Below are 10783 nucleotides of genomic sequence, written 5' to 3'. Positions count from 1 at the left end.
CGGTCCCCGAATCCCGTCAGGAGGCCGAGTGGAGGTGCTGTGGAGAGGGGCGTTTGGCATGGATGCCAAACGAGGAACGATGGGCCAGGGATGGCCCACCGTGACGACCCTCGGAACAGTGCCGGAGCGAGGGGAGTTGAGCGCAGCGAAACCCGGATGCAGGGCGCGCTTTCTCTTTGGTTACTTTCTCTTTGCGCGTGCAAAGAGAAAGTAACTCGCCGTAAGGGCGAAAGGCTTAATTCGTGTCACTGCCGCTGCGGCGGGATAGCTACTGTATCCCCGTCTAATCCTGCATCGCCGCCTTTTGCCGTCCACAAATCCGCTAGATACGGTCCCCGACTGACCTCAGGTGACCTGCGGCAGCCCAGCTAACATCTATAGTTACCAACTAATGACAACCACTCGATTCAGGCTGACCATGCGCTTAACTGGCTGGGTACTTACTGCCCTTGCTTTGACTTTGAGCAGTACAGCTAACGCTGCGCAGCCCTTGCAAGTCGCACTAGACGATTACTGCCCTTATTACTGCAAAGCCGACACCCCCGGCGAAGACCGCTTGGCTGACCCGCCTGGGTTTGTCATAGAAATCTTGCAGCATGCGTTTGGCAGTGGTCCTGACGATATCCGCTATCACTTCCTGCCGTGGAAGCGCTCCGTGCAGGAGCTCTCCCAAGGCACGCTTGATGCGATCGTGATAGCGGCTCGTGAAGAAGCACCTGAGCTTGTTTACCCCAGCATCGAGCAAGGCCGCTCGCAAGGCTGCTTCTACAAGAAGCGCGGCGCTCCTTGGGTTTATGCGGGCCCCGACTCCTTGCCGCACGTGCGTCTGACCTTAATCGAGAGTTACCTGTATGGCGAACCGCTAAACAGCTACCTAGGGCGCGCCGGGCAAGACGGCAAGATCACCTACATCTCGGGCAACCAGGCCCTGCTGCGCATCTTCCAGATGATTGCGCGTGGGCGAACTGACGCCACCGCCGAAGACTCGATGGTGGCCGCCTACCTGCTGCAAAAGTCAGGACTCAAGCAGAGCATCGACAACGCCGGCTGCTACCAGGGCGGCCTGGATTTTTATGTCGGTTTTGCCCCGCACAACCCTGACTCTGCGGCACATGCCAAGGCGCTTGATGAGGCCATGGTCGAGCTCAGAAGCAGCGGCCAGTTGGCCAAGATCCTGGGGCGCTATGGCCTTGTGGATTGGCGTTGAGTACCTCGGCGTAGGGCCGAAACCAGTAAGCAGCGCCAATCAAGCTGCGGCGAGTTGACTGCACTTTGCAGTGCTAGAGCCTCTGGGGGCGGCCAAGCATCAGGCTGCTGGCAATACGCCACTCCCTCATCAATAATCGCTAGGTCTGCCGGCTGTTGCCGCCTCACCCAAGGAGATCTGCATTGCGCCATTCATACCTCGCCGCCCTCAGCCTGCTGAGCGCCGCCAATCTGCTGCCCGCCCTGGCTTATGCCGATAGTTTGTCAGCCCGCGACTGGTCCGGTGCCTACCTTGGGGCCAGCCTCGGCGGTGCCGAGGGCGACGCTGATGCCGAGACAAGGGTGTCGAGCGGGTCGCCCACGGACTATTTCAGCGCTACCGACCCGACGCAGTTGGCCGCCATGGGGGAGGGTAACCTCTCGCAATGGAATGCTTCGGCTGGTGTGTTCGCTGGTTATGGCGTGCAGAGTGGCGATCTGTACTGGGGTATCGAGGCGAGTCTCAACAGCCTGAGTTTCGACGAGTCGCGTAGCCCATCCCCAGAAACCGTTCTGTCTATCCCGCCGGAGCAGTTCAGCCTCAAGCAGTCTGTCGAGGCCGATTGGCAAGGCACCCTGCGCGGGCGCTTGGGTTGGGCCCAGGATCAATGGCTGGCCTATGTGACTGCTGGCGTTGCCGTCACCCGTGTCAAGCTGGAGGCGCAGTATGCCGACACGCTTGGTGTCGACGGCCGTGGTCAGGGTTCCAGTGAAGAAACCAAGACCGGCTGGGTAGTGGGCCTCGGTGGCGAATATGCGCTCAGCGAACGTTGCTCCTTGCGCGGCGAATACCTCTATGCCGACTATGGCTCGCTGGATACCACGTTCGTGGCTAGCAATCCGGGTTTCCCTGGCATCAGCAGCAGCATGAAGCACAAGGTGGACTTCAAGACCCAGACCCTATCGCTGGGCCTGGCCTATCGCTTCTAATCGGCCCCGGCCCACTATTCTGTGGGCCCATTCTTCAAGGCGTCATGCGCTGCTTAAGCCTCTGCTTTGTGCTCAGCCTGGTTCCTTGATGGCTATCCCAGATCACAGCTCACCACGTTCGCCTACTGCTTTATCGATGTCCTCGCCACTCGCCCAATCCCCCGGCAATAACCCCGCTTGTACATATTGGTGAAACGACGAGCACGGCCAATCGGCTATCCAAGCCATGGCCTTCACATAACAACTACCCGTCAAGCTGCGGGCACCGCCACCTAGCCCTCAACCGCCGCCTTATAAATCGACTGCTTAGGCTGTGCGAACACCCTGCGCAGCATCGGCTCAAAAAACTCCAGCGGCAGTACTTCACCTTGCGGGTCAAACGCCGCGGCATCGTAGCGGGCGCAGAATTCGATGGTGGCCTGGTACTGCGGGTGATCCTTGAATTGCTCGCGCAGGTAGCGGTCCATGCCCAGGTGATGGAAGAAGTAGTAGCCCTGGAAGATCCCGTGCTTCTCCACCATCCAGTGGTAGTCCGGGCTGACGAAGGGCTTGAGCATGGCCGCGGCGATGTCCGGGTGGTTGTAGCTGCCGAGCGTGTCGCCGATGTCGTGCAGCAGGGCGCAGACCACATATTCCTCATCCCGGCCATCGCGGTAGGCGAGGGTGGCGGTTTGCAGCGAGTGGCTCAGGCGGTCGATCGGGAAGCCGCCGAAGTCGCCATCCAGCAACTTGAGGTGGGTGAGGATGCGCTCGGGCAACTTGGCGGCATGCGCCATAAAGTCCTGGGCGATGATGCGCCAGTCTTCGGCGCTGCCGTCCTGCATATGGGTGAACTGGGCTTTGGCACTCATCAGCTTGTCTCCTCTGCGGGGGGGGCTCGGGATCACCGCCGGCCTGGCGGGCAGTGATCGGCCGTTACCACTCTATGCGCCTCGCTGAGGGGAAACAGTGGCGCGCAGTGCCAGCTTGCTGTCCTTGGTGGCCAGTCTGGCTCGGACGGCAGGGTGGTTGATGAGGGTTTGCCGTGGCTGGCGTGAGCGTTAATGGATTCCTAAGAAAAAGCCCCGCATCTGCGGGGCTTTTTGCTTACCAGCGGTCGCCATAGTCATAGCCGCCATGGCCGTGGTGGCGGCGTTTATGGCCGTGCCCATGCCAGCGCCTGTGGCGTGGTGGCTCGGGGATGTAATACACCGGGCCTGGTGTGTAGTAGACCGGCCGTGGCTCATAGTACACCGGTTGCGGCGGGTAATAGGCCGCGGGCGGTGGGTAGTACGCCGGTGGTGGCGGCTCGTAGACCTGCACCTGGCGGCTCTGGCTGACGATAACTCCGCCGATCACCGCACCCACCACTGCGCCGGCAATCGCCGCGTCGCGGTTGGACGCCTGGGCGGCGGCCTGACTGAGCACGGCCAGGCTGGCCACCAGGCCGGTGATAAGGGGGATGCGCGCAAGCATGTCGGAAACTCCTGTGGGACACCGGTTTTTCCCGGTCAGTAGTTTCGACTGTGCGCCGTGGTCGGCATTGCAGCGGGCAATGTAAATCCTGTGTAAAGGCCGGCTGTCTAGTGCTGCCAGTCACTCAGGCCGTAGGCCGAGAGAATCTGGTTGAGCACGCCGCTGCGGCGGATTTCCTGCATGCCGCTGTCGAACATCTGGGCGTATTCGGCGCGCCGTGGGTGGTTGGGCGAGATGGCCATATAGGCCAGGCTGCCGGGTTCGCAACCGGCCTGACGGAGGCTGTGGCCGGGGTTGTGCAGCAGGGTGTAGCTGACCAGGTTTTCTTCTTCGATAAAGCTGTCGAGGCGCTTACGCTGCAATTGCTGGATCAGGCGCAGGGTCAGGTCGTTGCCGGTGTGCGCCTGAAAACGCTCGGGCTGGGCCTGGATCAGTGCATCCAGGGCCGGGCCGTAGGCGTAGTTCTGGATGATGCCGACCTGCTGGCCGGTGAGGCTTGCGCTGCCGTTGTACTGCCAGGAGCTGCCGGCAAGGGTGTAGAAGCAGAAGCGGTTGGACGAGATTGCCTGCGCTGGGTAGCTGAAGTCCGGCGCTTCCGCCTTGAGGGTCGACGGGGTGGCGGTGTAGCGGCCGCTGCGCACCTCGCTGAGGGCGCGGCTGTAGTTCTGGTTGACCAGGCGCACGCTGATGCCGTGGCGGGCGTAGATCCAGCGGATGATCTCGACGGTAAAGCCTTCCTGCTGCGCGCCGGCGGTGCAACTGAACGGGCACCAGTAGGCGGGTGAGGCCAGGGTGATCTCCTCGGCATAACTGGGGCTGCATGCCAGGCAGAGCAGGGCTGCCACGCCACGGGTGATACCCACACTGTGCATACCAGCCCTCCGAGGTTTTTTTACAGTGTAACGGGCTTTGCCCTAAGCGCTGTGGCCCGCGCTGGTCGTGCCGTTGGCTGGCTTAGCCTTTGGTCCGGGCGCTAGCGCCGGCATGCCGTTGCGGGCTGCATTGGCCGAGGTCGATGGCACCGACATAGCGGTTGCCGTGGCCCATCGCACAGCCGACCTGCTGGTTGCGCCAGCGCTCCCATTCGCTGACCGGGTATTGCCGGCTCCAGGCTTCATAGGTGCGCCGGTCGAGCTTGGACAGGCGCAACTGGTAGCGCTCGGCCATATATAGATAGATGCGCGCCGATGCGCCGCGGGCGTGCACCGGCGGCATGGCGGTTTTCGCCTTGAAGTTGACCACCATCGGGCAGCTTCCGTACTGCGTGGGTTTGTCGCTGAGCATGCCGAGGGCGTAGTTGGAGCGGTCGCCATTCACTTCGCCGATGCTTGGCACCAGGTTGTGCAGGTCGGCTTCGGCGGCCTTGAACGCGGCATCCTTGCGCGCGCAATTCTTGCGTCCGCCCTGTTGCCAGCACTGGCGCTGATGGCCGATCACCCAGGCCGGCACCACGTGTTCCCATTCCAGCCGTTGCGCGCGGCGCAGTTGTTTGCGCGGCTGGTAGCCACAGCTGGCCAGGTCGACTCGGTTGCCGCTGTAGTTGCAGTGGCAATAGAAGGTCGTGGGCCGTTCGGCATACAGCGTCCAGGCGATTTTCTTCGCGGCGCTAAAGGTTTTTGGCGCATCGGCGAAGCTGGGCAGGGCAACTAACAGGCAGAGCAGGGCAAGCAGGCGCGGCATGGGCAACTCGGCGGCAAAAAAGCCGCGGATCATACCGGTAAAAGCGCTCTGCAATGGGCCTTTCGTCGGCGCTTTCCTTACGCCTTACTAACCTTTGTCGATGCACACGGCCTGTTGGCAGTCCACCTGAGCTTATGTCGCTAGGTAGTTGATTGTGCTGAAAGTCATGCCTTTGGGCGGAGGAACTGGCCAATCTGGATTTTATTGCTAGCGTTACCCCATCACACCGCAGCGGACGAGCTCCTCTGATGAGTACTGTGCAGCATTGGCAATGGCTGAATCAGCGCCCCAACTGGCTGGGCGGCAGCGCCGTGGTGGTGTGGCGTTTGTCGGTGCTGGTGGTGCTGTTGCTGGCAGTCAGCGGCTGCTCAACGCGGCAGGATCACCAGACCATCGTCAGCAACCGCAGCGCGATCAAACCCACCGAGTTCTTCCAGAGCCATGCCGACCGCATGGCCACGCTCGGCATGCGCAACAACCTCAACAGCCTCTACCGGCTGATGGACAAGCTCTACCTGCGCAACCCGCGCGAGTGGCGCAAGACCGGTCTGGCCGATGCCGAGTCGGCCAAGCGCGCCGTGCACCGTGCCATCGAACTGGACCAACCGCTGCCGCAGCTGGGCGGGCGCAGCGATGTCGCCGCGCTGAGTTTTGCCCTCAGTGCCGAGTACCGGGGCGACCGGGTCGGCGCGTTTGTCTATGCGCTGGCCAGCATGCTGATTACCGCTCACGGCGGGCGTACCGAGTACTACCTGAGCGATACCCTCGACCCGCAATTTATCCACAACGCCGCGCGCAATATCGAGAAGGCCAGCTGGATGCTCGCCCAGCGCACGGATGCCGGCGGCAAGCCCTGGCTACTATCTAACGAGATTTCCGCCGAGGGGCATAACCTCAGCTACGCCGTGGAGTTCGGCAAGATAGTCGCGCGCCTGGATCTGCTCACCGACGTGCTGGATGAGCGCTACCGGCGCATGGGCGTGAGTTATGCCCAGGGCTTGATATTTATGAACTTCCTGCCCGTTCAGTAACCTTCTTCCAGGCGCTTGTGGTTCTGCGCGTTGGCCGCTTCGATCTGCTGTTTGAGCTGTTCCGCCTGCTGTTTTAGCTGTGCGGCCTGTTCGGCTTGCAGGCTGGCGGTCGCGGCGGTTTCACCTGCGCCGCAGGCGCTCAGGGCGAGGCTGGTCGAGAGCAATACTGAGTAGAAGACGGCGCGCATGGCAGGTTCCTGAGTGACGAAAGTAAGGGGCGTGGCTCAGCGCCAGCGTTTGTGAATGCTATCTAGCGTGCCAGCCTGTCTTAAACGCTCCAGTGCTGCCGAGAACTGTTTGGCACGGGCGGTATCGCCCTTGGCGAAGGCCACATAACGCGGCATTTCCACCAACGGCTTGGGCAGGATGCGCACGTTCTGTTCGGCACGTTGTTCGCGAACGAAATACATCAGCTGCACGCGGTCACCGACTATCACATCAATGCGCCCGGCCAGCAGCATCGACACCAGCTGTCGCGGGTTCTGCGCGCTGGTGTCGCGCGACAGTTCGGCCTTGTCGAAGTCTGACTGGTAGGCGTAACCGCGTACCTGGCCAATGGTGTAAGGCGACAGGTCGTCGAGCTCGGTCCATGCGTTGAGGGTGGTTTTTTGCGAGGTCATAAATACCGTAGAACCGGTGCGGATCGGCCCGACCAGTTCGTACTGCTGCATACGTTCTGGGGTGCCGGCGAACTGGAAGGCCATCGCCACTTCGCTGCGATCAATCATGCGTTTGACCCGTTCCCAGGGATACAGGCGCAGGCTGTAGGGGATCTTGGCCTCCTGCATCACGGCCTCGACCAACTCGACATCCAGTCCGCGTGGCTGGTCATCCTCGATGGTGACAAAGCTGTAGGGCGCAAACTGCTCATCGCCCACCACTTTCCATTCTTCGGCCTGCAGCAGCGGGGCAAGCAGCAACAAGTAGAGCGCAACAATACGCATGGCGGCCTCCTGATCAGCGCTGGCTAAACACCGGCGCTGTATTGAGCCTAGCCAACCGCATGGCGGCTGTGCAGCTGCGCGTTGGCTTTATCCACTCGGGCAGATATGCGGTCATAAAAAAGCCCCGGCACATGGCCGGGGCTTGGTGTTCTGCGGCCTGTCAGACTTTGCGCACGAACTCGGACTTAAGCTTCATCGCGCCGATACCGTCGATCTTGCAGTCGATGTCGTGGTCGCCATCGCACAGGCGGATGCCCTTGACCTTGGTGCCGACCTTGACCACCAGCGAGGAGCCCTTGACCTTGAGGTCCTTGATCACGGTGATGGTGTCGCCGTCCTGCAACACATTACCGACCGAATCCTTGATCACCTTGGCCTCATCCGCCGCGTCGGCCGCGGTGGCTGACCACTCATGGGCGCACTCCGGGCAGATCAGCATCGCGCCGTCTTCATAGCTGTATTCGGAGTTGCATTTGGGGCAGGGTGGCAGAGTGCTCACGGCGGGTCCTTGGTTGTTCAGTCGCGAAAGGCCGCAGATTATATAGGGTTTTAGCCGCTTTGGGCTGTGGCGCGGTTGCGCAGGCGTGACGGCGCTCAGGCGGGAAGCCCCCGCCCGCCCGGATGGCGCAGGGCTGACGGGGGCTGCGGCAGGATCAGAAGTGCGCTTTTACCAGCAGGCTGGCGGTGTTCTGGTCGGTGCCCTGGAGGATTTCGTCACCGAGGAAACTGTCGTTGTCGATGCCGTACTTGTCTTTCCAGTAGTCGTATTCGATACCGACGTAGAGCTGCTTCTCACCCCAGCTCATGGCCTTGCCCAGGTCGTACTTGATCTGCGGGTTGAAGTGCAGGTTGGCGTGGTAGCTCTCGTCGTTGTCGACCACCCAATCCATAAAGCCGTCGATCACCACATCCGATTTGCCGACCGGGATGGTGTAACTCCACACCGGGGTGATCTGCCAGACGTTGTCGCCGTCGCGCTTGCCATCCGTAGTCCGGTTGTAGAAGTTCAGCGAGAAGTAGTCGAAGCCGGGAATCGCCAGGTCGAAGCCAGGGCCGATCAGGTAGGACTCGACATCGTCTTCACCAAACTCGTAGGTGGTGGCGAGCAGCACATCCTTGATCGGGCCGAATTCCAGTTTGCCGTCGAACAGCTTGCCGAACGACAGGCGTGGCGACAGTTCGCCGTAGAAGGTGTGGCCGTCGCCAGCACCGTTGGTGGCGTCGGTGTTGTACTTGATGCCGTCGACGAAGAAGAACAGGTCGCCGATAGACCAGCCGCTGGCGTGCTCGAAGGTCAGCGTCTGCTGGATTTCCGGGTCGATCTTAAAGTCATGGCCATACAGGTAGGTCAGGCTGTTGTTCTGCCATTGCATCAGGTCACCGGCAACGGCCTGGCCGCCCGCCAGCAGCCCGCCGGCCAGGGCCAGGGCCAGGGAGGAAAGAGTACGGTTCATCAAGGTGCTCCTGAAGTGCTTAGTTATGGTTTTAAACCTGTCTGACTGGTCAGGCTGCCGGTATTAGAGCAAAAACAGCGCCAAGTTCTAACTACTCCCGGCACAGCGCTCTGTAACAAGCCTTGCGCCGGACACTTCAGGTGCTTGCAGCACTCACCGAGCCGCGCCGTGCACTGAGTTCTGACCTCAGGGACAGTTTTGGCTTTATGTTGGTGCGCCCTCAAACCATAGCCGAGCGGCGCGGCTTGCGCCTGCGCCCCGAGTGACGTGCAGGCCGCGTGGTGCGCCGGCCTGACCTATAGTTGCCGTACGCCTGCTTGCGCCAGCAGGTGCTGCGCTTCAGGAAACACCCCGCAGGCCGATAGGCAAGTGTGCGCACGCACGACCTTCCCATGCAGTTATGAGGTTTACCTATGCTCAGCCAGATGACGGTGAAGTTCCGCCTACTCCTGCTTGCCCTGCCGCCACTGGTGATGCTGGTGCTGCTGGCCGTTGTTTCGCTGGGGCAGATGAGTGCCTTGAACGCTGGGATTCATAGCCTGTACGTCGATCGCGTGTCACCGATGCGCCAGCTGACCAACGTGACCAATGGCTATGCCAATGCATTGATCGACCTGTCGCATAAATACCGCGCCGACTTGATCGATGGTCCGACCTTCCGCCGTGAGGTGCGGGACTCGCTGAGCCGTGCGGACAAGGCCTGGGCCGATTACCTGGCGACTTCCATCACGGGCGAAGAGCAACGCCTGCTGGACGTGGTCAAGCGGGCGCAGCCGGCGGTGCATGAGTTGATCGACCAGCGTTTGACGCAGGTCGATGATGGCCGCCTGAAAGCCCAGGACAGCTCGAGCTTCAACCGTGAAATCTATGCGGCCTATGACCCGTTCCTCGTAGCCTTCGAAGCCTTGTTCGACTACCAGGTCGGCGTGGCGAAGGCGTTCAATGAACAATCGGAGGCCGATTACCAGGCACTGGTGAAGTTCTATGTGATCGGCAGCGTGCTGGTGGTACTGCTGTTGGCGTTTCTCGCCTACGCGATCTACCGCTCGATCAACCGTCCGTTAAGCCATATGCAGGCGGTGATCAGCGAAATTGCCGAGCAGGCCGACCTGACCCGCCGCGTCACCATCGAGGGCGACGATGAGCTGGCGAGCACCGGGCGGGCGTTCAACAGCATGATGGAGCGCTTCCAGAAACTGGTCGCCGACCTCGGCCGTGCGGTGGAGCAGCTGGCGTCTTCATCCGAGGAAATGAGCTCGATCAGCAAGCAGGTCAGCCATTCGGCCAGCGCCCAGGAAGACCAAGTGATCATGGTGGCGACCGCGATCAACGAGATGAGCGCGGCGATTCAGGAAGTCGCCAGCAATGCCCTGAGCGCGGCGCAGCATGCCACTCAGGCGGACAGCAAGGCGCGTGCCGGCAGCAGCACGGTGCGCAGCAATGTGCAGGCCATGCAGTCGCTGTCCGCCAAGGTCAACAGCGCGACCCAGGTGATCGAGTTGCTGAACAAGCAGTCGGACAATATCAGCCAGGTGCTGACCACCATTCGCGGGGTCGCCGAGCAAACCAACCTGCTGGCGCTGAACGCTGCCATCGAAGCGGCGCGGGCCGGTGATGCCGGGCGCGGTTTTGCCGTGGTGGCCGATGAAGTGCGCAGCCTGGCTGGCAATACCCAGCGCGCCACCGAATCGATCCGCAGCATGATCGACGAGCTGCAAGGCTCGGCGCGGCAGGCGGTCAACGCCATGGACGAGGCGCGCCAGGAGGCGCAGCACAGCGCCACGCAAGCGGCGGAGTCGGGCAGCATCCTCGATGAAATCACCCGCGCGGTGGAAATCATTGCCGATATGAACGCGCAGATCTCCACCGCCACCGAGGAGCAGACCTCGGTAGCCAACGAGATCAACGAAAACATCACGCGTTTTCAGGGCGGCATCAGCGAAGTCGGTGAAGGCTCACGGCAAAGCTCGATTGCCAGCCAGGAACTGGCCGAGCTGTCGGTGCGCTTGCAGCAGCAGATCTCGGTGTTCCGCGCGTAGTTCGC

The 10783-nt window shown here is 61.5% G+C and carries 12 protein-coding genes; 4 read left to right on the top strand and 8 right to left on the bottom strand.

The annotated features are described in order from the left end of the window. The first annotated feature begins 418 nt into the window (after positions 1-418). Complete coding sequence (locus WBK23_RS09325) at positions 419-1207, top strand: substrate-binding periplasmic protein (RefSeq protein WP_424483702.1); 789 nt, start codon at positions 419-421, stop codon at positions 1205-1207. Positions 1208-1389: 182 nt separating this feature from the next. Further along, positions 1390-2175 (top strand): outer membrane protein, encoded by a 786-nt coding sequence (locus tag WBK23_RS09320; RefSeq protein WP_424483701.1) that lies wholly within the window; start codon positions 1390-1392, stop codon positions 2173-2175. Positions 2176-2447: 272 nt separating this feature from the next. On the opposite strand, the gene WBK23_RS09315 is transcribed toward WBK23_RS09320, so the two are convergent. From WBK23_RS09315 to WBK23_RS09300, 4 genes are all read right to left on the bottom strand, one after another. Continuing rightward, on the bottom strand, positions 2448-3026 hold the full coding sequence (locus WBK23_RS09315) for an HD domain-containing protein (RefSeq protein ID WP_424483700.1): 579 nt from the start codon (positions 3024-3026) through the stop codon (positions 2448-2450). 235 nt (positions 3027-3261) lie between these two features. Next, on the bottom strand, positions 3262-3630 hold the full coding sequence (locus WBK23_RS09310) for a hypothetical protein (RefSeq protein WP_424483699.1): 369 nt from the start codon (positions 3628-3630) through the stop codon (positions 3262-3264). A gap of 107 nt (positions 3631-3737) precedes the next feature. Continuing rightward, positions 3738-4502: a substrate-binding periplasmic protein gene (locus WBK23_RS09305; protein ID WP_424483698.1), complete on the bottom strand. Its 765-nt coding sequence runs from the start codon at positions 4500-4502 to the stop codon at positions 3738-3740. 82 nt (positions 4503-4584) lie between these two features. After that, positions 4585-5310, bottom strand: coding sequence for an endonuclease (locus WBK23_RS09300; protein WP_424483697.1), 726 nt, complete (start codon positions 5308-5310; stop codon positions 4585-4587). A 248-nt stretch (positions 5311-5558) separates the two neighbouring features. Between WBK23_RS09300 and WBK23_RS09295 the strand changes: the two genes are divergently transcribed. Beyond that, the gene (locus WBK23_RS09295; RefSeq protein ID WP_424483696.1) at positions 5559-6341 is read left to right on the top strand and encodes a hypothetical protein; all 783 of its coding nucleotides are present in this window, start codon (positions 5559-5561) and stop codon (positions 6339-6341) included. On the opposite strand, the gene WBK23_RS09290 is transcribed toward WBK23_RS09295, so the two are convergent. The 4 genes from WBK23_RS09290 to WBK23_RS09275 form a co-directional block, all read right to left on the bottom strand. Continuing rightward, complete coding sequence (locus WBK23_RS09290; RefSeq protein WP_424483695.1) at positions 6335-6529, bottom strand: DUF5320 domain-containing protein; 195 nt, start codon at positions 6527-6529, stop codon at positions 6335-6337. The genes WBK23_RS09295 and WBK23_RS09290 overlap by 7 nt on opposite strands. A gap of 36 nt (positions 6530-6565) precedes the next feature. Beyond that, positions 6566-7285: a substrate-binding periplasmic protein gene (locus WBK23_RS09285; RefSeq protein ID WP_424483694.1), complete on the bottom strand. Its 720-nt coding sequence runs from the start codon at positions 7283-7285 to the stop codon at positions 6566-6568. 160 nt (positions 7286-7445) lie between these two features. Next, positions 7446-7784, bottom strand: a complete 339-nt coding sequence (locus tag WBK23_RS09280; protein ID WP_424483693.1) for a zinc ribbon domain-containing protein YjdM — start codon at positions 7782-7784, stop codon at positions 7446-7448. Positions 7785-7938: 154 nt separating this feature from the next. Continuing rightward, positions 7939-8739 carry an outer membrane protein OmpK gene (locus WBK23_RS09275; RefSeq protein ID WP_424483692.1) on the bottom strand — a complete coding sequence of 267 codons (801 nt, stop codon included), beginning with the start codon at positions 8737-8739 and terminating at the stop codon, positions 7939-7941. Between the two features lie 413 nt (positions 8740-9152). Between WBK23_RS09275 and WBK23_RS09270 the strand changes: the two genes are divergently transcribed. Next, complete coding sequence (locus WBK23_RS09270; protein ID WP_424483691.1) at positions 9153-10778, top strand: methyl-accepting chemotaxis protein; 1626 nt, start codon at positions 9153-9155, stop codon at positions 10776-10778. Positions 10779-10783: the final 5 nt, after the last annotated feature.

The organism is Pseudomonas sp. (assembly GCF_049653025.1).
Lineage (GTDB): Bacteria > Pseudomonadota > Gammaproteobacteria > Pseudomonadales > Pseudomonadaceae > Aquipseudomonas.
This window is presented reverse-complemented; position numbering and strand designations above follow the sequence as displayed.